This window comes from Bacteroides caecigallinarum (genome assembly GCF_016902295.1).
Classification (GTDB): domain Bacteria; phylum Bacteroidota; class Bacteroidia; order Bacteroidales; family Bacteroidaceae; genus Phocaeicola; species Phocaeicola caecigallinarum_A.
In genome coordinates this window covers 33,032-54,526 of sequence record NZ_JACJLQ010000020.1, presented here as the reverse complement: position 1 = coordinate 54,526, position 21,495 = coordinate 33,032, and the positions used below count along the sequence as shown (strand labels likewise).

The 21,495-nt window shown below is 42.5% G+C and carries 22 protein-coding genes; 9 read left to right on the top strand and 13 right to left on the bottom strand.

From position 1 onward, the window contains the following. Positions 1-45: 45 nt before the first annotated feature. On the bottom strand, positions 46-1,119 hold the full coding sequence (locus H6A27_RS08490) for an AMP-binding protein (protein ID WP_204508384.1): 1,074 nt from the start codon (positions 1,117-1,119) through the stop codon (positions 46-48). Beyond that, a complete protein-coding gene (locus tag H6A27_RS08485; protein WP_204508382.1) occupies positions 1,076-1,354 on the bottom strand; it encodes a DUF3791 domain-containing protein in 279 nt (92 codons plus the stop codon). Before H6A27_RS08485 ends, H6A27_RS08490 begins: the two co-directional genes overlap by 44 nt. Before the next feature lie 286 nt (positions 1,355-1,640). Here H6A27_RS08485 and H6A27_RS08480 point away from each other — a divergent pair, with 286 nt between their 5' ends. The 3 genes from H6A27_RS08480 to H6A27_RS08470 are packed head-to-tail and all read left to right on the top strand — an operon-like array spanning position 1,641 to position 4,439. Further along, positions 1,641-1,886 carry a helix-turn-helix transcriptional regulator gene (locus H6A27_RS08480; protein ID WP_204508380.1) on the top strand — a complete coding sequence of 82 codons (246 nt, stop codon included), beginning with the start codon at positions 1,641-1,643 and terminating at the stop codon, positions 1,884-1,886. 20 nt (positions 1,887-1,906) lie between these two features. Further along, positions 1,907-3,691, top strand: a complete 1,785-nt coding sequence (gene dcm / locus H6A27_RS08475; RefSeq protein WP_239469632.1) for a DNA (cytosine-5-)-methyltransferase — start codon at positions 1,907-1,909, stop codon at positions 3,689-3,691. 4 nt (positions 3,692-3,695) lie between these two features. Beyond that, positions 3,696-4,439: an NgoBV family restriction endonuclease gene (locus H6A27_RS08470; RefSeq protein WP_204508379.1), complete on the top strand. Its 744-nt coding sequence runs from the start codon at positions 3,696-3,698 to the stop codon at positions 4,437-4,439. 549 nt (positions 4,440-4,988) lie between these two features. Here the strand turns inward: H6A27_RS08470 and H6A27_RS08465 are convergent. The 5 genes from H6A27_RS08465 to H6A27_RS08445 form a co-directional block, all read right to left on the bottom strand. After that, the gene (locus H6A27_RS08465; RefSeq protein WP_204508371.1) at positions 4,989-6,023 is read right to left on the bottom strand and encodes an o-succinylbenzoate synthase; all 1,035 of its coding nucleotides are present in this window, start codon (positions 6,021-6,023) and stop codon (positions 4,989-4,991) included. 150 nt (positions 6,024-6,173) lie between these two features. Beyond that, positions 6,174-6,995 (bottom strand): 1,4-dihydroxy-2-naphthoyl-CoA synthase, encoded by an 822-nt coding sequence (menB, locus tag H6A27_RS08460; RefSeq protein WP_204508369.1) that lies wholly within the window; start codon positions 6,993-6,995, stop codon positions 6,174-6,176. A gap of 7 nt (positions 6,996-7,002) precedes the next feature. Further along, positions 7,003-8,667 (bottom strand): 2-succinyl-5-enolpyruvyl-6-hydroxy-3-cyclohexene-1-carboxylic-acid synthase, encoded by a 1,665-nt coding sequence (gene menD, locus H6A27_RS08455; protein WP_204508367.1) that lies wholly within the window; start codon positions 8,665-8,667, stop codon positions 7,003-7,005. A 242-nt stretch (positions 8,668-8,909) separates the two neighbouring features. Then, complete coding sequence (locus H6A27_RS08450; protein WP_204508361.1) at positions 8,910-10,028, bottom strand: isochorismate synthase; 1,119 nt, start codon at positions 10,026-10,028, stop codon at positions 8,910-8,912. Next, entirely contained in the window at positions 10,025-10,432 is a 408-nt protein-coding gene (locus tag H6A27_RS08445) for a PaaI family thioesterase (protein WP_338083597.1), read from the bottom strand. The genes H6A27_RS08450 and H6A27_RS08445 overlap by 4 nt, the downstream gene beginning before the upstream one ends. 241 nt (positions 10,433-10,673) lie before the next feature. On the opposite strand from H6A27_RS08445, the gene H6A27_RS08440 reads away from it, so the two are divergent. After that, entirely contained in the window at positions 10,674-11,360 is a 687-nt protein-coding gene (locus H6A27_RS08440; RefSeq protein ID WP_204402564.1) for a hypothetical protein, read from the top strand. Between the two features lie 2 nt (positions 11,361-11,362). On the opposite strand, the gene H6A27_RS08435 is transcribed toward H6A27_RS08440, so the two are convergent. The 6 genes from H6A27_RS08435 to H6A27_RS08410 all read right to left on the bottom strand — a co-directional run bounded on the left by H6A27_RS08435 (position 11,363) and on the right by H6A27_RS08410 (position 17,261). Then, positions 11,363-12,076, bottom strand: coding sequence for a LytR/AlgR family response regulator transcription factor (locus tag H6A27_RS08435; RefSeq protein WP_204508359.1), 714 nt, complete (start codon positions 12,074-12,076; stop codon positions 11,363-11,365). A 2-nt stretch (positions 12,077-12,078) separates the two neighbouring features. Then, positions 12,079-13,128, bottom strand: a complete 1,050-nt coding sequence (locus tag H6A27_RS08430; protein WP_204508358.1) for a sensor histidine kinase — start codon at positions 13,126-13,128, stop codon at positions 12,079-12,081. Positions 13,129-13,205: 77 nt separating this feature from the next. Then, on the bottom strand, positions 13,206-13,763 hold the full coding sequence (locus tag H6A27_RS08425) for a DUF3332 domain-containing protein (RefSeq protein WP_204508356.1): 558 nt from the start codon (positions 13,761-13,763) through the stop codon (positions 13,206-13,208). A gap of 135 nt (positions 13,764-13,898) precedes the next feature. Then, positions 13,899-14,636: a glycoside hydrolase family 97 C-terminal domain-containing protein gene (locus H6A27_RS08420; protein WP_204402570.1), complete on the bottom strand. Its 738-nt coding sequence runs from the start codon at positions 14,634-14,636 to the stop codon at positions 13,899-13,901. A gap of 18 nt (positions 14,637-14,654) precedes the next feature. Then, the gene (locus H6A27_RS08415) at positions 14,655-15,722 is read right to left on the bottom strand and encodes a DUF4831 family protein (RefSeq protein WP_204508354.1); all 1,068 of its coding nucleotides are present in this window, start codon (positions 15,720-15,722) and stop codon (positions 14,655-14,657) included. 21 nt (positions 15,723-15,743) lie between these two features. Continuing rightward, positions 15,744-17,261: an NAD(P)H-hydrate dehydratase gene (locus H6A27_RS08410; protein WP_204508353.1), complete on the bottom strand. Its 1,518-nt coding sequence runs from the start codon at positions 17,259-17,261 to the stop codon at positions 15,744-15,746. Between the two features lie 156 nt (positions 17,262-17,417). On the opposite strand from H6A27_RS08410, the gene hpt reads away from it, so the two are divergent. The 5 genes from hpt to H6A27_RS08385 all read left to right on the top strand — a co-directional run bounded on the left by hpt (position 17,418) and on the right by H6A27_RS08385 (position 21,455). Continuing rightward, positions 17,418-17,957 (top strand): hypoxanthine phosphoribosyltransferase, encoded by a 540-nt coding sequence (hpt, locus tag H6A27_RS08405; RefSeq protein WP_204508351.1) that lies wholly within the window; start codon positions 17,418-17,420, stop codon positions 17,955-17,957. A 124-nt stretch (positions 17,958-18,081) separates the two neighbouring features. Further along, positions 18,082-18,651, top strand: coding sequence for an adenylate kinase (locus H6A27_RS08400; RefSeq protein WP_204402577.1), 570 nt, complete (start codon positions 18,082-18,084; stop codon positions 18,649-18,651). Positions 18,652-18,731: 80 nt separating this feature from the next. Continuing rightward, on the top strand, positions 18,732-19,916 hold the full coding sequence (obgE, locus tag H6A27_RS08395) for a GTPase ObgE (protein WP_204508350.1): 1,185 nt from the start codon (positions 18,732-18,734) through the stop codon (positions 19,914-19,916). Beyond that, positions 19,916-20,743 (top strand): peptidoglycan editing factor PgeF, encoded by an 828-nt coding sequence (pgeF, locus tag H6A27_RS08390; RefSeq protein ID WP_204508348.1) that lies wholly within the window; start codon positions 19,916-19,918, stop codon positions 20,741-20,743. The genes obgE and pgeF overlap by 1 nt, the downstream gene beginning before the upstream one ends. A 49-nt stretch (positions 20,744-20,792) precedes the next feature. Further along, on the top strand, positions 20,793-21,455 hold the full coding sequence (locus H6A27_RS08385) for a phenylalanine--tRNA ligase beta subunit-related protein (protein ID WP_204508397.1): 663 nt from the start codon (positions 20,793-20,795) through the stop codon (positions 21,453-21,455). Positions 21,456-21,495: the final 40 nt, after the last annotated feature.

Genomic DNA, 21,495 nt, shown 5'->3' with positions numbered 1-21,495 from the left:
TTTTTGTCTTGTGTATAAGACAAAAAATACACATTATTGTCTTGTCTATAAGAAAATCATTCCCGCCGCAATAGCCTTAGCCTTAGCTCTGTCCGGCTTTCCTGTTCCTGTAAGCGGAAGTTCCGGGATAAGGATGGTGTGTTTCGGACGCCAGTAATGCGGAAGGTTGTTTATCGCACCGTCCGTATCCATTTCGCGTGATATTAACATTACTATCTTTTCGCCAAACTTTGCGTCCGGTACGGAGGTAATCATATACGAACCTTCCGGCAGGTAGTGACTAAGCTTTTCTTCCACCTGTTCTATCTGTACTTTCACCCCTCCGGTGTTGATGGTATTATCCTTGCGTCCGAGTATTCGGAACTGACCTTTGCCGTTGAATTCTACTGTATCGTTTGTGATTAAAGTTTCGGGGTTTACGGAAGGAGCGGAGATGATAAGTGTTCCTTCATCCGATAGGCTAAGGGATACATTGTCAAAAGGTGTGTACAATTCCGACGCATCGCTGCCGTTCAGTCGGCGGAGTGCGATGTGCGAGAGTGTTTCTGTCATTCCGTATGTGCTCCATACTGCGTTGGGGAAAGATTTCAGTTCCTCTGCCATATTCTTGTCTATGGCTCCTCCTCCGATTATGAGATGACGAATCTGCATCAGTTTCTCTCTGTCTTTAGGATGTTGCAGTGAGTTGAACACCTGCATCGGTATCATGGCTGCGAAGTCCGCTATTTCTGTTACGTTCTGTAGCGGGCGTCCGCATGGAGTAACCACCATAAGGTTGAGGCCTGCTATTATGCTGCGCACTACCACCATTTTTCCGGCTATGTAGGGGAGGGGCATACACAGTAATGCGCTGTCGCCGGCCTTTAGTCCCAGGAATGAAACGGTGAGGCGTGCGCTGTTCATCATCCTTTCCTTCTCTACCCACAGTTCTTTTGGAGTGCCGGTAGAGCCTGAAGTGTGTACTTTCAGCAGAGGGCTTTCGTTGTACCATTCGGCAAGGAATCCTCCAAGTGATGCCATGAAGCTGTCTTTACCGTATTCTGAAGCGAATCGGTCTTTAAGTAGTGATGCTTCTTCAGCGGTATAAGTCTTTCCGTTTATGGTGATGTTTGAATGCATTTTTGTGAGTGGAATTATAGAGGGAATTTATATTACCTCCGTATTTTTGGCAGTATAATGTTAAGTCGTCTATGGCATCTTCTATTGAAAACAGATGTTCTACCTCATATCCATTATTGAGAAATTCAATGCCTTTACATCGTTTTAAGTAATTGAAAGATTGCTGCATAGTCAGTTTATGTCGCTTGGCAAACTCAGAAATGCATATAACGATATATTCAATTTTATCTTTCATTTATAAACTTGTTTTCTCAAAAGTAGGAAATATTGATGTGATATGCAAGAAAGTTCATTATAATGTGGCTAATGTGGCTTTATCTATTTCATTTTTTGTAGTTTAAATCCATTCCTGATGGATAGGTTTTCTTAGCCATGGACGCTGTCTGAAAATAAAAAGACGAGATTGACAAATGTTAACGTGATTTATGTAATTTGATAACATCTTGTTGCGCTAAATCTTTATCATAATACGATAAAAGATACAATTATTTTGCGTACCTTTGTCGCAAATTCAGTTAAATATGGCAAGTCAATCTATAAACCGTATAAGGGTTGCTTTGGCAGAGCAAAATAAAACCAATCGCTGGTTAGCCGAACAGATGGGTAAATCTGAAATAACAATTAGTAGATGGGTACAGAATAAAACTCAACCATCATTGGAACAATTACTACAAGTTGCACATTTTTTATCAATTAGCCCTAGAGATTTAATAAATGAAGTCAATATGGGTTCTATACAAGATAAATCACAAAATGTTGATATGTAGAATTTTATTACTCTAATAATATGTTTAGATATATAGATAATAAAGACAGGACATTTCTCTTCGGCGCATATCGTGGCGAAAAGTCACAGTTGGAATGGATTCTCGGGAAACAACCACGTAGATACGAGAAGCTATATAATATTCGTTTCAACAAAGATTTGTTCTCACAACGAAGTGGAGGGGTAATCTCGGAACAGTTGCCGGATTATGTCCTTATATACAACACACAAAATCCACAAGACGGATATCACCTTTTTCCTTGCATCGGTTCATCCATTAAGGAACAAAGTGATATGGAAGCTCTTGGCTATCCAAATCCAGATGGCAGCTATGTTGTGTATTCATTAGGAGATGAACTCCTTTCTGAACCCTTAGACATACAAAAACTGATACTGAAGGCATTATCTAACAATAAAATCAATGTTCCGTTTTCTCCTGCCATTTTAAAGGGAAAAGACATAGCAAGTTCAGTTGATAGCGCAATGGCACAACCTGCCGTTGCTGAGGTTGAACAAGAAAATGTGCTACGTTTCATTGATCTCTTTGCTGGGATTGGTGGTATTCGCTGTGGCCTTGAACAAGCCGCCAGGGAAAAAGGACTAAATCCTGTTTGTGTTATGACATCAGAGATAAAGCCTTACGCAGTTAGTGTCTTGAAGGAAAATCATCCGACTGAAACTATCACTGGAGATATTACTAAAGTAGAGACGAAGAACATTCCTGATTTCGATATACTCTGTGCCGGCTTCCCTTGCCAGGCATTCAGTTCTGCGGGTAAACGCCAAGGATTTGCTGACACTCGTGGAACTATGTTCTTTGAAGTTGAACGCATACTACGTGACAAAAAACCAAAAGGATTCATACTTGAAAATGTTGAAGGACTTGTGAATCACGATGGTGGCAAGACCCTCCAGGTCATTATTGACAGACTCCATGCATTGAAGTATAAATTTGACTTCCGTGTTCTGAATTCAAAATACTTTGGTGTACCGCAAGAAAGGAAAAGAATTTACATCGTAGGCAGCCTTGACAGCAAACCTAATCTTGATAATTTCCCCATTAAAGAGGCAAAGTTAGGAGAGATTCTAGAATCCGGAATGCCAACTGAAGATACCCCATTTATCAGGACATTGCTCAAACACTTCTCTGTAGAGCAACTTTATGGTAAGGCAATCAAGGATAAAAGAGGTGGGGACACCAACATACATAGTTGGGATTTGGAAATCAAAGGTCCAGTTTCAGCAAAACAGAAGAAACTCCTTGATACGATTCTCACTGAGCGCAGAAAGAAAAAATGGGCTGAAATCATAGGAATTGACTGGATGGACGGTATGCCTTTAACACTCGAACAGATTCGTACATTTTATGATGATCCTAAGCTTGAGGACATGTTGGAGGATCTGACAAACAAAGGCTATCTGAAATTTGAACATCCAAAGAAATTGATCCGAGACAAGAACGATAACGGAGTGATAACAACACATCGGGAATATGACACAACAAAACCGAAAGGCTACAACATAGTTGCAGGCAAATTGAGTTTTGAAATAAACAAAGTTATGTCTCCAGATGAAATTTCACCGACTCTTGTCGCTATGGATATGCAGAAATTGTATGTTGGAGATAACGGCGGTCTCCGAAAACTCACATTACGTGAAGGACTGAGATTATGCGGATATCCAGACGAAATAAAATTCAATGTGAGCGAAAAAGATGGTTTTGACTTATTGGGCAATACTGTTGTAGTGCCTGTTATCAAGGCCGTAGCCGAAAGATTACTCGATACAATAACATTACAACTCTGACAATATGAAACTTACAGCAGAACAAGTTTATAATAAGCTCGTTAGTGACGACAAAATCCTAACCCAAAAGGGCCGAATTACTTTTACTTTGGGCGACATCAACATCATTGTAAAACAGCGTGATGTCGTTGGCAATATTATGCAAGAATGGATTGAGGGATGGCTCAAGAAAAATAACATTGATTATTCTCTAAACGACAATACTCAGATGCCTCCAGACTTTTATCTTGATCCGGAGAACAAGAAAGAAGAGCTAATGGAAATAAAAGCATTCAACTATAGAGGCAGCCCCGGCTTCGATATTGCTGATTTCAGAATGTATGCCCGTGAGATATCAGAAAAGCCGTGGATGCTCAATGTAACATATCTGATTTTCGGATATGAAATGTCTGATGCCGGTGTTGTTACGATAAAACAAGTTTGGCAGAAGAAAGTATGGGAAATCTCAAGACCAATGAAATCTGGTAACAACAAAACTGTATGGCCGATAAATCTACAAATCAAAGAAGGTACCGTACACAAAATGCGTCCCGCGAAATGGTATGGTAAGGCTACAAGTTTCTCCATCTTCGAAAATATGGAAGATTTTCTGGCTGCAATGGAAGAAACTATGTATAAGAACAAAGACACTCGTGATGATGCTCCCAACTGGCTTCAGAAAGTCCTTGACAACTACGAAAAACACTACCGCATCAGACTCCAGATTCCAAGATGGAGCGAAATTGTCTCAAAGTATGTGAATAGATAATTATATTATCGCGAATGATAAAGAGTAAGTTTATAAGAAAAGAGAAAGAAATACAAGAAATCAACGCCATACATTCGATAAGATTGCTTACTTAACTATCCTAAATTGAAATTAAAGATGTAATGCCTGGCAATAAGACTGAAGAGCAAAAACTACGCAGCTTGGGTGATTTATTGAAAGTTATGAAAGCAGAGGAATTGATTAGAACAGATGGACGAAATAGGTTTATATTATAGCAATCCGTCGAATTTCGACGGAACACATACTGTTTTACCTAGTTATTCAAAGAGTTAGTATTAGACGTAATTAATTGTATAACAAGACTATTGTTTGGATTTATAGCTTTTGTAAGATGTCTTTGTAACATTAAAATATTCTATAAAGGTATCTAAAAAGAACATGAAAAGTTTAGAGTTCCTGTGTTTTTTTATATGATTCCTTTATGGATAATCACCTGTATATTTATTATGTGGTATTTCAAGTGGTGTTTTTGCGCTGTTTTAAGTAGTGTTTTTGTGGCATTTTAAGTAGTGTTTTTGTGGTAATTTGTTATAACCTTATGTCTTTCTCCGCATCAAACCACAACCTTTCTCCCTTAATACACAGCGGAGACTCAATATTGTCAGTAAACAGCTGCCCTGTGCCAAGTCCTTGTGGAAATGTATGTTCCTGAGTGGCTGTCCATTGTGCTATGGCATTAAGTCCGATGTTTGATTCCAGTGCGGAGGTTATCCAGTAGCCGATGTTTCTTTCCTTTGCCAGACGTATCCATTCTTCAGAACCGGCAATTCCTCCATGCAGAGATGGTTTCAGGATAATGTATTGCGGACGGATAGTTTCCAGAAGGCGAATCTTTTCGCTTTCTTTATTTACACCTATCAGCTCCTCGTCGAGAGCTATAGGGAGTGGAGTGGTGGCGCAGAGTCTTGCCATCTCTTCCCATTGTCCCTGACGTATTGGCTGTTCTATGGAATGAAGGTCGAACTTGCTCAGTGCTTCAAGTCTGGACATAGCGTCAGACGGTTTGAATGCTCCGTTGGCATCCACGCGGAGTTCTATCTCATTCTTGTCGAAATGACTGCGGATAAACTCAAGCAGCTGTAATTCCTTTTCGAAATCTATGGCGCCAATCTTCAGTTTGATGCAGCGGAATCCGGCACTCATCTTTTCGCGGATACGGGCATACATTTCATCGAAACTGCCCATCCAAATCAGACCGTTGATGGTAATTCCCTCTTCTCCACGCGAGAACGGTGTGTCCCAGAAAGCAAGGCTGCCGGCATGGAGATGATAAAAGGCAGTTTCCAGGCCGAACAGCATCGACGGGTATGGACGCAGGCTCTTATAATCAATTGAACCGGTCTTCTCTACTTGCAGGCAATGGCAATGCAACACATCTTCGTATTCGGGAATGTCGTCGCAACTTAGGTTGGGAAGTGGTGCACACTCGCCTGTTCCGGATTTTCCGGTTTCTGTATCCGTCAGTCGGACATACCATACCTTGCGGGTTGTATAAACACCGCGTGATGTGCCTGCAGGCTGCTTGAAGTGAAGTTCGTAAGGGAAGAATTCAGATTTAATCATAGAAAATAAATTAGGTGATGGGCTGAAAAAGAATGCGTGACACGTACGTGTTCCGCCTGTTGCACGTACGTGTTCCGCGCGTTACACAAATGTGTTCCGCCCGTAACACGAACGTGTCACGCTAAGTCTGTTTGGGCATTTACCATTAGCTTACGGCATTTTCGGGAATTTGCTCCAGTCCGGTTTACGCTTTTCAAGGAATGCCTTTCCGCCTTCCTGCGCTTCTTCTGTCATGTAGTACAGCATTGTGGCATCGCCGGCCAGTTCCTGAATACCAGCCTGACCGTCGAGTTCGGCATTCAGGCCTGCCTTAATCATACGGAGTGCAAGCGGACTGTGCTGCATCATTGTTTCTGCCCATTCCACAACTTCGTCTTCCAGGCGGTCGAAAGGAACAACCTTATTCACTAGTCCCATTTCGAGAGCTTCCTGTGCAGAGTACTGACGGCAGAGGAACCATATTTCGCGGGCCTTTTTCTGACCAACCACGCGGGCCAGATATGAAGAACCGAAACCGGCATCGAAGCTACCTACACGCGGACCTGTCTGTCCGAAGATGGCATTTTCCGATGCTATTGACAAGTCGCAAACCACGTGAAGTACGTGTCCGCCACCTATGGCATATCCGTTCACCATTGCTATCACAGGTTTAGGGATAGAACGTATCTGTTTCTGTACGTCGAGCACGTTGAGGCGTGGCACACCGTCTGTTCCGATATATCCTCCGTGACCTTTCACGTTCATGTCGCCACCAGAGCAGAACGCCTTGTCGCCGGCACCTGTCAGTACTACTACATTGATGTCCTGACATTCGCGGCAGATAAGCAGTGCGTCACTGATTTCTGAAGTAGTGGTAGGAGTGAATGCGTTTCTGTATCGCGGACGGTTGATAGTGATTTTAGCTATTCCGTTATAGAAGTCGAAAAGAATATCCTGATATTCCTTTATGGTTTTCCATTCTCTTTTTTCCATGATGTAATTATTTTTTCAGATTGTGATAATACTTCTTAAGCAATTCTATGTCCTTGTCTTTCTCCGTGAACACTTCGAGCAGCATAGGACGGTTGGTTACGGACGGTTCGAGGAAACGTGCAGTGGCGCTGTTCAACTCTTCTTCGTTATGAGCCGACAGATATTCCAGTCCGCGGTCTTCAGCCCATGCCTTTGCCGATGCTGTGTGGGTGGCTGTTACGAAACGGCGCGCATTGTCGTGCAGTTCCAGTCCGGGCAGTGCATGGAAAATCTCTCCACCGCTGTTGTTAAGGAGCAGGATACGGATGTTCGAACCGTAGTTATTGTTCCAGAGGGCATTCATATCGTAGAAGAAACTCAGGTCGCCTATGATGATGAAGTTCAGTTTGTCCGATGCTGTGGCATAACCTATGGCTGTTGACAGGGAGCCTTCTATACCGTTCGTTCCTCTGTTTGATAATATCTCAACTTCCTGAGGAACATCGAAAAGTTGTGCGTATCTCACAGCCGAGCTGTTGGCAAGATGCAACGAGCATGGTGCAGGAAGTCCTGTTATAACCTTTCCTATGGCGCTCATTTCCGAGTATTCGAATTCTGCCTGAGGTATGGCTTTCGACAGGGCCTCCCACTGGCGCGGATATTCCGGAGTGCGGTTCTCCATGCGCGATGAAATCTTTTCGAGGAACTCAAACGGATCCATCTCGATTATAGTAGTAAGAGAGCCGTAGAGGTCCATCACTTCACCGTCGGGAGATACATGCCAGTGTTCTACAGGCGGATGGCGGCGGAGGAATTTCTGCAGACGCTTTGATATGACGTGTCCGCCGTATGTGATGAGTAGTTCCGGACGCATCTTCTTTTGTGCCTCGAAGTCCATCGAGCAGAGAAGCGGCTCTATGTTCTTGATTGGCAGTCCCGGTATGGTGCGGTTGCTTATATTCTCGGAGAACCATGCGAAATGCTTATAAAGCGATTTGGTATATTTCTTGTCGAACAGGTAAATCAGATTCATCTGTCCCACTACCATCATTCGTCGCTGGTATTTGTTAAGGCGTTCGATAAGCGGTTCGTAGTCCTTGTCGTAAACGCTAAGTCCCTGATAGCGGGTGATGACTCTTGCCTCTGGCAGTTCGTTCACCGGCAGCAGGAAGAAAGGCTCGCTTACAGGTACGTTGATATGAACAGGACCTTTCCCGTGATGGTTAAGTTCGAGAAGGGCCTCGTTGATGAGGCGGTTGCAGTACCACTCGTCTTCGTCGGTATTCACTTCCGGCAGATTTACTGATTTCTTTACAAGACTTCCGAAAACTCCAGGCTGAGGCAATGTCTGTCCGTCCATCTGACCTATCCATGCCGCAGGGCGGTCGGCGGATATTACCACAAGAGGCACTTGCTGATAGAATGCTTCTGCCACTGCCGGATGAATATTCAGCAGGGCTGTACCCGAAGTACAACAGATAGCTGCCGGGCTTCCTCCGTGAAGAGCAAGTCCGAGCGCAAAGAATCCTGCACTGCGTTCGTCCGTTACGGGATAACATGTGAATTCCGGTATATTGGCAAGTGTCTGCACAATAGGTATGTTGCGGCTACCGGGGCAAAGTACTATCTTCCTTATCCCATGTGCTTTAAGCAGGGCAGCCAGTTGTAGTATGCTTTTTTTATCGGTGTACACTTTGGGGAATTAAAAATTAATAATTCAAATTTCTCAAGTAATAAAGTATTATCAGTCAACAAGTTGACTTAGAAGGTAAAGCTTAAATGCCAAACAGTATTCTATAATTAACTCACTGACTATTGAACTTTACATACTAAAGTTCACCTTTAGGTGGACTGATACCTTCTTTATTACTTTTATACCATAAGTTTCGCACTTGCGAAACTTGAGTTAATAATTAAAAAAGAAAGTTGTTGGCTCTAACAACTGATAACTAACTTTATAGTCTTCATCTTATGCTGTGTCTCTTCCCATTCCGAATTGGCGTCAGATGAAGGTAGGATACCTCCTCCGGCGTATAAAGTTGCGTAATTGCCGCTTACATTCAGACAGCGAAGATTTACATAAAGTGTTGTATGTCCGTTAGGATCCAGCCATCCTATAATTCCGGAATAGTATTTCCTGTCGTAGCCTTCGTTTTCGATAATGAAATCGTATGCCTTGTCTTTCGGCATTCCGCATACGGCAGGAGTGGGGTGGAGTGCATCGAGCAGGTTGCCGAGCTCGGAAGTCTTTTTTAGTCCGAACTGGAAGTCGGTTCTCAGGTGTACCAGCTGTCCGGCACGTGCTGTATATGGTCCCTTTACGGCAATCTTGCTGCTGAATTTCTTTATCACCTTGCTGATATATTCGCTTACGAAAGCCTGTTCGTCCTTTTCCTTCTTGTGCCATTCGGTAGGCATCACCTCGCCCTGCATAGGCATGGTTCCTGCCAGGGCCACAGTGTTCCATGTATCGCCCTCACCGCTGAGGATTATTTCCGGAGTACTGCCTATCCATGTTCCGCTCACGGGAGTGTGCGACAGCGAAATCATCATTCGCGGATAACTGTTGCATGCAGTGACGAATGCTTCAAGCGGAGAGAAATTCTCATCCAGTTTGTACGAAGCATTGCGCGATAAGACAAGTTTCCCTATTTTTTTGCTTTTCAGCGGGCTTATGAAATTGGCGAACACTTCCATGTATCTTTCTTTAAGTTCAGTCTCAGGCTTTATGTCGATATCGGTGGAAGTGCATTCCTGTTCGGTGTCGGATATTGTAGTTGATGAAATCTTTTCCGATATTTCTTCCCATTCTGTAGCTGTAATGTCAGGGCGGATTATCACTCCGGGATGATTGCTTGTGAAGCTGAAAGGAGATATAACAAATCCTTTCTGTCCGTTCAGTTCCTTCAGACTGCTGAATGTCTGCGGCTCGCCTCCGTCCTGCATTACCAGGAGAGGTATATCAGTCCACGGAAGACGGTAGATGGCAAACGACGTGTTGCTGCACGTCATCCTGTCAATAAGCTTATGTATGTGTGAATCGGGCTTGTTCATATCCGTTTTTTCACTATTTGATTAACAACTCTTGCTGTGGAAATGAGTTTTCCTGTCTGGCTCGTTATGTCTATGTTCCAAATGTGTGTTGTCCTGCCACGGTGCACTATTGTGCCTGTGGCTGTTACGAATGCTCCTTCTTCCACTCGCACCATTCCCACGTGGTTGGCGCTTACCTGAATGCCGCACGGCATCTCTCCAGTTGAGCAAAGCGGAACAGAGCCGTGTCCTGCGACCATTTCAGCCAGGGCGAGCGACGCTCCTCCGTTCAGGAGACCGAACGGCTGGCATGTGCGGTGGTCAACAGGCATGGTGGCAACTACCTTTCCTTCTTCCATCGTTATGAACTTTATACCCAGATGCTCGCCCATCGAGCCTCTTAAATCGGGAAGGGGATTTGCCATATTGTCGCTGTTTTGCATATTATTTCCTTTTTTATCCGAATGCAAATATACATTTATTCGTTGAAGAGAGGAAATTTCTTTACTCATTTAGATTTAAAGATACTCTTTTTACCATATGTTAATTTTCATGACGAGTCTTTGGCCTGGCTTGTCAAGTATTATAATATGATTGTGCTTTTGTTTTGTAAATTACTTGGTTTTGTGTTATATTTGTCGCAAAACAACTTAAAATCGTATTATTATGAGGACAAAAGACTTGGTTTTTATTCTGATTGTCATTGCAGTGTTTCTTCCTTTTGTGGTTTCTGATGCCTTGTATGGCTGGTATCTGTCGTTCAATGCGGAACATGGGATGGTGATGAGTTTCCTGAAGTTCGGTATATTGGCTACAATGGGCGAGCTGTTGGGACTTCGTATCAGCAGGGGAGTGTATTATTTCAAAGGTTTCGGGGTATTGCCGCGTGCCATAGTCTGGGGAATATTGGGAATGGGCATAAACATGGCTTTCATTGTATTCTCAACCGGAGTTCCCGCATTTGCCGAATATCTTGGGGTGAAGGATACCGCAGCTATACTTTCAGGTGCTTTATCATGGCAAAAGGTAGCTCTGGCATTTTCTATTTCCGTGGTACTTAATTCCATATTCGCGCCGGTGTTTATGACACTTCATAAAATAACCGATACGCATATAATGAACAATGGCGGGACTTTGAGTGGGCTGTTTACTCCGATAAAGATGGGCGAGATAATGCAGAACCTGAACTGGAAGGTCCAGTGGGGATTTGTATTTAAGAAGACGATACCACTGTTCTGGTTTCCTGCGCATACAATAACTTTTCTTCTTCCGGGCGAGATGCGTGTACTCTTTGCAGCCCTATTGGGAGTACTGCTTGGAGTGATACTTTCCATTGCCGCACGAAAGAAGTGATGTTATTCTTTCATTTCCCCCAATCGGTTTATGAACTCGTCGGCATACACACGGCCTATAGGAATCTCTACAGCGCGATGATAGAGGGTCAGCTGGCGGCGGGTGTAGTTTGCCACTTTGTGCAGCGGTATGATATATGATTTGTGCACGCGCATGAATCTGTCATCAGGCAGCATTTCCATGATGGATTTCATGCTGGTTTGCGAAAGAACAGGTCTGTCATCGTCTGTAAGATAAATCTTGATATAATTGTCCATAGCTTCGATATATTCTATCGAGGCTATTTTTATTTTCACGTTCTTGTATTCCACTTTCAGGGTTATCTCTTCCTCTTCAGTAAGTACCGGTGTGGCTGAAAGACTTTCCAGTTTCTTCATCCTGCGTACCCGTTCTATAGCTTTCTCAAAGCGGGAGTATGAAAATGGCTTGTGCAGGTAGTCTATGGCGTTCAGCTCGAATCCGTCGACGGCATATTCAGCGTATGCGGTGGTGAATATCAGATATATGCCTGCCGGAAGTTCGCGTGCTATGTCGATGCCGTTTATTCCTCCCATTTCTATATCCAGAAAAACGATGTCCGGCTTTTGTGATTTTACTTTTTCCAGTCCTATCACAGGGTCTGTATATGTCGCTACATCAAGGTCAGAGCAACGCTTGCAGAACTGTTCTATGATGCTAAGAGCTACAGGCTCGTCGTCTATTGCTATACACTTCATTGTCATTTCAGTTTTATGATAAGGTTTACGGTGAAGATACCGTTAGTATTACTTATCTCAAGGTTATGTTTTCCGGGATACAGTAGTTCAAGCCTTTTCTTGCAGTTGGCGATACCAATTCCCGGTTCTTTGTTTTCTGGTTTGGGGTTTACAATCTTGTTTTCCGTAAACAAGGTAAGTGTTTCGTTTTGGACTTTCAGACTTATTATAATATCGCTTTCTATATGCGACGATGCACCGTATTTAAGTGCGTTCTCAATGAAAGTAATTAGTATCATCGGTGCAATTCTCTGCTCTTTTGAGGCTGTATTTGACGAGAATGAGTAATATATATGTGTGCGCTTTTCGTCTATGCGGTTTTTCTGCAGCTCTATATATTGTCTTATGTATTCAGCTTCCTCGTCAATGCTTACTGTATCTTTCGTTGCTTTTGTGTACATATATTTTATCAGTTCTATGAACTGCATGAAAGCAGTCTCGGCTTTGGGGCTTTGAGTAATCATCAATCCGTAGAGGGTGTTCAGTGTGTTGAACAGAAAATGCGGGTTTATCTGAGCCTTGTATAGTGCCAGTTCGGCTTTCTTCTTTTCATATTCGCTGGCATGTCTTGCTGTTATCTGTTTGTTGAGTTCGGAAAGCAGTCCTACCGCGACGCTGAAACAAACCGTAACGAGATACATGAACCACGTGGCCTGCTGGTGTTGCTTTATTCTTGTAATACTCATTGTCTGTCTTAAGAATCTCTCCATTCTCGGCTTATGTCCACGGAAAGGAAAATCCATCTGATATTGGGTGATGAGCCATGTGATGAATACAGTACCAAGAAGGACGGTTATTGCTATGAGCAGATGTTTTCTGTCTTTCATAGCCATAGGGACACTTATCTGCTTTATGCAGAAATATACGGCATATAGCCATACTATAAGAGTGACTACAAAAAGAGAATTGCTTTCCAGCCATTTATCCACAGGTAGCATCATCATCATGGCAGGCAGCAGGATGACGCAAAAGAAAATGTCTATTCCGATGGTAAAATATCTGTTGCTAATCATATCAATTAATAAAAACAGGCATCATAAAAACGCTTTTTTATGATGCCTGAAAGTTCTTGTGTAAATTTTGATTATAATTATCTTGCAGCTGTAAACAGAGTTGTTTGTGAGCCGCTGATAGAACGTACTGAAGCCAGACCCTGCTGGTCAGGAAGTACGGTTACAGTATTTCCGTCCTGTAATTTCACTGTAATAGTTCCGTCTTCGTTCATAGTCATAAGTTCGTATGACTCTCCGTCGTATGACGCATTCCATGTACGGTTTTCCTGATTGTAAACCAAATCGATAGTAACATCTTCTCCTTTTTTAGAGATACTGTAACCGTTCTCATTTGTTCTGATCAGATATTCACCATTTTCGCCCTTTACAGTTTTTGTAGTTCCTACATCGGCCAATGGATTTGAGCCGCTCCAGAATTCAATAGAGTTTAGGACTATTACGTCAGCGAAATATGCAACACCATATACAGGAATTATATTGAATGCCAAAAAGACTAATTCGTTTACAAATTTATTACCTATACCTTGATTCCAGTCTTTTAACTGGTTCCATAAAGCAAAGGAACCGATACATGAAGAGAATAGCAGACTTCCACATAGTAAAGCACATGCTACTTTAATTTTTATCTTTTTCATAATCAATATATTAAAATATACTATACGCAAAGTTAGACTATTTTTCCTAAAAAACAAATATTTTATCTATATTAAGTAATGTTTTTGATGGAAAAGTCTTCAGAATGAAATATTTTTCATTGAATATGTTTCGATTTATTCAATGAGTATGCAGGCTCCGCCACCACATGCCAATGAGACATTGATTGTATCATTCTTTTTCACAGGTTTGGTATTACTTTTCAGTGTTTCCCGGTTTGTAAGATAGTCGGCACCGTCTCCATCCTCAATTATCAGGGCTTTGTATTCCCTTCCTTCTTCAAGAAAATCGAGATTTATGGAAAGATTTCTTGCCTCTTCGTTTGTGGCAGCTCCGATAAGGTATGCTTCGTCTGTCTGGCGCATCATTACTATATATTCGCCTATTTCTCCGTCGAGGGTAGTACTTTCTACCCATGGCATTTCCTGGGATGAGATGAATTTAAGCAGTTCAGGATATTTCTGATAATATTCAGGAATGTCCGGTATAATGGTAGCTCCCGAAAATACTATGAGAGTACGTGCCGCTTCGGACACGACAGTCGATGGTACCGGCTTGTTTTCGTCAACTCTTGTTGTAGGTCCCTGTCGGAGGTCAAACATTCCGTTGTTCATGTCTATAGGTCCCGCAATCATATTTACAAATACAGATGTGACAAATGTTTTAGGATAGAAAATCTTATGTCCGTCGAGCTGTGCCTGGCAATATTCACGTGTAAGTGCATTAGGCCATGTACGCATCTGTCCGAAAGGATGTACCGGACCATCGTGGAAATCAACAAAAAGTCTGTTTTCGGCGCATAATCTGGTAATCAATGTGGCAATAAGGAACAAAATAAATAATGTGTTTTTCATTCTAAATTAAGTTTGATATTAATCTTTGTCAATTTTCTGTATTCCACCTGTTGCTGTATCGAAAATAACTCGTGTGTTAACTTTCTTGTTGAACAGGTCTTTTACGAGAAGCTCGGTGCTTCCGAATTGGGAAAACATCATATTACTGTCTTCGAAAATTGTTTTTCCTCCGAATGTTACAGTGACGCTACCTTTCCCTGGGATATTGTAGATAATTCCTTTTGGGGCTTTTTTCTTCTTTTTGTCGTCATCACTGTCAGTTCCATACAGTTGCATAGGATTACTGTTGTCTATTTTAACATACATAGGTTCACCGACCAGGTCGTCGGATGGCAGTATGCCAAGTTTCTTTGAAAATCTTAAAGCTGTAGCTTCTGTAACGTCGCTGTCAGGAATGATGAGGGCAGTGAAGAGTTTGTCTTCTTTTGAATAAATTCCAGTAAACATCTGTGTAAGGGCCTTTTCCTGCTTCTCAAGATTGTCCATTATCAGTTTCAGCGACTCTCCGTCCTTTGGCATCGTATCAGCCTGACCTCTCAGAATCAGATTCTTGCTCTCACGTATGTTATAAATTTCCTTTGCTGTAAGTTCTGCCATTTTAGCTGTGGAACCTGCCGAAAGGATTTCTTCTGTCATGTATTTTCTTCCATCTTCAGGTTGTTGTGATTTTTCGAGGATATAATTCTGTTTTGCCGATTTAGGTGCCGATGTATTGATCGCTTTAATAATCCCATTGTCTGTAATTTCGATGTCTGACATAACACTCTTGTCGTTCAGCTTAATTATATAAGCTTTTGTTGAGTCGGGTACACCTGCCGTGCGAACTTCTATCCTCTTTATCTCCCAACTTGTCGAAGGTTCTGATGTAACATCATTCACTCTCAGATACCTGTTTGCATATTGGCAAAAGTCTCCAGGAGTATATTTAATTCTGGTGGCAATAACATTAATTTCCACTGCGGTTTTTGGCAAGAAATATGCTATACCTTCTCCTTCGCCCGGAGTATAATAATCTATGTTTTGTGCTTTTGTTCCTAAAGTGCAGGCTGCAGCGAGTGCAAGTGCCATTATTCCTTTTTTGCTCATAAGCTAATTATTATATGTTTCTTATCTTTTATCTGAAAGCTTTTTCCATGCTTCCGGCAGGGAATTGACAATGTCGGACGCGTTCATGCTTATCTCCCCGAATTTCTCCGCAGCTATGTCGCCGGCCATTCCATGCAGGTAAACTCCTAACAGACATGTGTCTTTAGATGAGTATCCCTGAGCCAGAAGCGCAGTCAATATACCAGTCAGAACATCTCCACTGCCGCCTGTTGCCATTCCCGGGTTGCCTGTCGGGTTGAAATGACATTCACCTTCGGGAGTTATAATCACGCTCCAGGCTCCTTTCAATATTATATATACCTGCAGATATGATGCCAGTTCCTTAGCTTTCTGTATTCTTTCGAAACTATTGCTGCATCTTCCCACGAGTCGTTCAAGTTCTTTTACATGAGGTGTAAGAATGGAACCTTTAGGGACACAGTTCAACTGGTTTCTGTATGTGCTGAGCGCGTTGATTGCGTCTGCATCGATTACAGCCGGAATATAACACTCCCTCAACTGGTTTATTATGGCCTGTGCGGTAAAATCTTCCTGTCCCAATCCCGGACCTATTCCGAGTGACTGATAGTTGTCAAGGTCGGTAACCTCGGCAAAATATCTGTCGTCCATATCATCCTGTGCCATAGCTTCCGGAACACTTAGCTGCAGGAGCTGGTGGTTGCATACGGGAGTGTGGACAGTAAGTAATCCTACACCGCATCTCATACAGCTTTTTGCAGCCATTACAGCGGCTCCTCCCATTCCGTACGAGCCGGCTATAATCATGGCATGGCCGAAATTACCTTTATGTGCAAATTTCTTTCTTGGTTTTACCAGGCTTGAAATTTCATCTTCTTCTATTATATAATTGCTTGTTTTTGCCTGTTCGGTGTATTCTTTGCTTATACCGATGTCAAGTACTTCCAGCTCGCCTATTATATCTTCATTTTCGGCGAAAAGGAATGACAGCTTAGGCATGTGTATTGTAAGTGTGAGGTCTGCCTTGATGATGTTCTGACGGATGTTTCTCGTGTTGTCTTCTCCCATCATTCCAGAAGGTATATCTATTGAAACCACCTTCGCCGGTGAGGCATTTATGTATTGTACTACGGCGGCAAAACCTCCGCTTAGCGGCATGTTAAGTCCTGTACCGAAAAGACCGTCGATAACAATATCGTCGGCTGAAAGTTTGGGAGGATCGAACTGGGTGCTTACTTCTGTATAGTTGGTAAATCCACATTCCTGCAGACGCTTGATGTTGGTGAGACAGTCGTCCGAAAGTGTTCCCTTGATGTTGAATAAAATGACTTGTACCTGATAGTTCTTTAGGTGAAGCATTCGTGCCACTGCCACCGCATCACCACCATTATTGCCAGGACCGGCAAAGACTACTATTTTATGTGATTTGTTCCATCTTCTGCAAATGGAGTCTGTGATAAGACTTGCTGCCTTTTCCATTAAATTGATGGATAATATAGAATCGTGCTCTATTGTGTAAGCATCGGCTTCCTTTTGTTGTGCGCAACTTAAAATTTTCATTACTTCTTAAAATGGTATTTTGTTGGTAAAAGTAGTAAAAACATACGAACTATTCACTATTTAAACATCAAAATATACTTAAATACTTGAAACGTAGTGTTGCCGTTTATAAGATTTTACGTAAATTTGTCCGCATTTTTAATTATGCATAATTGTATGAGTACTATTCAGATTAAAGACAAGTCGTTTACAACATTTATTACAGAAGAAGAAATATTGAAGGAAGTATCACGTGTGGCTGATGAAATAAACCGCGATTTGGAAGGTACTGAACCGCTGTTTCTCAGTGTGTTGAACGGTTCTTTCATGTTTACTGCCGATTTGATGAAGCGCGTCAATATACCGTGTGAAATATCTTTCGTGAAACTTGCGTCATATCAGGGAACATCATCTACAGGTAAAGTGAAGGAGCTTGTCGGTCTGAACGAGGATATTGAAGGTAGAACAGTGGTGATAGTCGAAGACATCATCGACACAGGTTTCACCATGGAACGCCTTGTAGAGACATTGCGTGCGCGTAATCCTAAAGATATACGTATTGCCACATTGCTTGTTAAGCCGGATAAGCTTCAGGTCAAACTTGATATAGACTATGTGGCCATGAATATCCCCAATGATTTTATTGTAGGTTACGGTCTTGATTACGACGGAAAGGGACGTAATTATCGTGATATATATACTGTTGTTAATGAATAGGTGACAAGGTTTCAGTTACAAGTAAATAGAAGGTTCCCGTCTGGATGGTAACCTTGTTAACTCGTTAACTTGTCAACTCGTCAACAAACTAAAAAACTTATATAAACTCAAAAACTTAAACAAAATGTTGAACATCGTAATTTTTGGCGCACCAGGTTCTGGTAAAGGAACTCAGAGTGCACGTATAGTAGAAAAGTATGGTTTGAACCACATTTCAACAGGCGACGTTTTGCGTGCTGAAATCAAGAATGGTACTGAACTTGGTAAAACTGCAAAAGGTTATATAGATAACGGTCAGCTTATTCCTGATGCATTGATGATTGACATCCTTGCAAGCGTATTCGATAGCTTCAAAGACAGCAAAGGTGTAATTTTCGATGGTTTCCCACGTACAATAGCTCAGGCTGAAGCTCTTAAGGAAATGCTTAAGGCTCGTGGTCAGGAAGTATCTATCATGCTCGACCTTGAGGTTCCTGAAGATGAACTTATGACTCGTCTTATCAAACGCGGTCAGGAATCAGGACGCGCTGACGACAATGAAGAAACAATCAAGAAACGTCTTGTGGTTTACCACTCTCAGACTGCTCCACTTATCGACTGGTACAAGAACGATGGCAAATATCAGCACATCAACGGTCTTGGTACTATGGACGGTATCTTTGCTGACATCTGCTCTGCAATAGACAAACTTTAATTTACAAGGAGTTAAAGAAGTTGGAAAACTTCTTTAACTTTCCCAACTTAACTTCTCAATTTAACTTCTAAACAAAAAATATGGCTGAATCGAATTTTGTTGATTATGTAAAAATCTACTGCCGCTCCGGTAAGGGAGGCCGTGGCTCGGTACACATGCGCCGTGAAAAATATATACCTAACGGCGGTCCAGACGGTGGCGACGGTGGTAGAGGAGGTCATGTAATCCTGCGTGGTAACCGCAATTACTGGACACTGCTTCACCTGAAGTACGAGCGTCACGTATTTGCCGAACATGGAGGTAACGGCTCAAAAAACAAAAGTTTTGGTAAAGACGGTGCCGACAAGGTGATAGAAGTGCCATGTGGTACTGTGGTTTACAACGCTGAGACCGGAGAGTATGTTTGCGATATAACAGACCATGGTCAGGAAGTCATTCTGCTTAAAGGCGGACGCGGAGGCTTAGGTAACTGGCATTTCCGTACTGCTACACGTCAGGCACCGCGATTTGCTCAGCCGGGCGAACCTATGCAGGAAATGACTGTTATACTCGAACTGAAGTTACTGGCCGACGTAGGTCTTGTAGGTTTCCCAAATGCGGGAAAATCAACTTTGCTATCTACAGTATCGGCGGCACGTCCTAAAATAGCCAATTATCCGTTTACTACACTTGAGCCTAATTTGGGCATAGTGTCATATCGTGACGGAAAATCTTTCGTCATGGCCGACATACCTGGAATAATAGAAGGCGCAAGCGAGGGTAAAGGACTTGGACTTCGTTTCCTACGCCACATAGAACGTAACTCATTGCTGCTGTTCATGGTGCCTGGAGATACTGACGACATCCGTAAGGAATATGAAATATTGCTTAACGAATTGGCTACGTTCAATCCTGAAATGCTCGATAAGCAGCGTGTTCTTGCCATTACGAAATGTGATATGCTGGATGATGAGCTTATAAGCATGCTTGAGCCTACATTGCCTGAAGGTATTCCACACGTATTCATTTCGTCTGTGGCAAATATGGGCATACAGCAACTGAAGGATATTCTTTGGACAGAGCTAAACAAGGAAAGCAACCAGCTTGAATCTTTAAGGCGCGACGCAATAGTACACCGTTCGAAAGACGTTTCAAAACTTCAGCAGGAGCTTCAGGAAATGGGTGAAGATGAAGACTTTGAATACGAGTACGAGGATGAAACTGATGACGATGATTTCGAGTATGAATATGAGGAAGTGGATTGGGATGATGAACCGGAAAAATAATGAATAACTTGTTTTCTACAGATAAAAGAATGTTGGTGTACGGTTTGAATGAGTCGTATGCTGACATTTTTTGTTTTTCGACCACACGTCACGGCGGATACAGTACAGGTAACTATTCATCTTTCAACTGCAATCATTATTGTGGCGACCGTCCGGAAGATGTTGAGAAGAACAGAGAGTTACTGGCAGGTATAATGCCGGAAAAACCGGAAACGTTCATAATTCCACATCAGGTTCATGGTACGGTAATACGTACGGTGGACAGAATATTTATGCAATCTTCTGCTTCGGTCAACACAGAGCAGCTTGAAGGAGTGGATGCTGTAATGACAAACCTGCCAGGTGTATGTCTGTGTATTTCTACTGCCGACTGTATTCCGGTGCTTTGTTACGATGTACGCAATAAGGCTGTAGCCGCTATTCATGCAGGGTGGCGCGGGACGGTAGCGCGTATCGTTGAGAAAACATTGGAGCGGATGCGTAGAGAGTACGGTACACAGATGCGTGATGTAGTGGCGGTTATAGGTCCGGGAATATCATTGCAGTCGTTCGAGGTGGGCGATGAGGTATATGACGCTTTCCGTAAGGCCGGATTCGATATGAATGCCATAGCGCAAAGATATTCCAAGTGGCATATCGACCTTTGGGAAGCTAACAGAATCCAGTTGCTCGCGTCAGGAGTCAGCCGGGAAAATATTGAAATGAGCGGTATATGTACTTATACCGGATACAGCGATTTTTTTTCTGCCCGCAGGTTAGGTATAAATTCCGGCAGGATAATTTCGGGAATAATGTTGAGACATCCGGTTTCGGAAAATCGTATTTAATAATTATATTCATCAACCAGTATTGAAAACTTTTATGGGAAATAGGAAAATAAATATTGTCGTATCTGACGAACTTAAACAGGCATGGCCTGATTTCCAGGGTGCCGCCGTATTTGCAAAAGTCAAGAATTCAGGCTATAATGAACAACTATGGAAACGGATTGAAGAATTTACTGAACTTTACCGTTCCAGATACACTACAGATTCCATAAAGGACATGCCGTCAATACAGGCCACACGTCAGGCATACAAGAAATGCGGAAAGGATCCAAGCCGTTACCGTCCGTCGTCCGAAGCATTGTGCAGGCGTATCCTTCGCGGAATACCGTTATATCAGATTGATACATTGGTGGACCTTATAAATCTGGCATCCATTAACTGTGGTCATTCCATAGGCGGATTCGATCTGGATAAGATTCAGGGAGATGAACTCGTGCTCGGCATAGGTAAGGCTGGCGAGCCTTACGAAGGAATAGGCCGTGGTGAGCTTAATATTGAAGGAATGCCGGTTTACCGTGATGCGGTAGGTGGTGTTGGAACTCCTACAAGCGATAATGAACGAACCAAGATAAGTGCCGGTACAACAAGTCTTCTTGCCATCATGAATGCATATAGCGGTAAGGAAGGACTGGAAGAGGCTGTTGGCTTTATGGTAGATTTGCTGAAAGAGTTTGCCGAAGCTGTTGATGTAGAAATAGTATATTTCAGTTGACGAGGTCTCAGTTACATGTTGTCAAGGCTTTAATTTCACT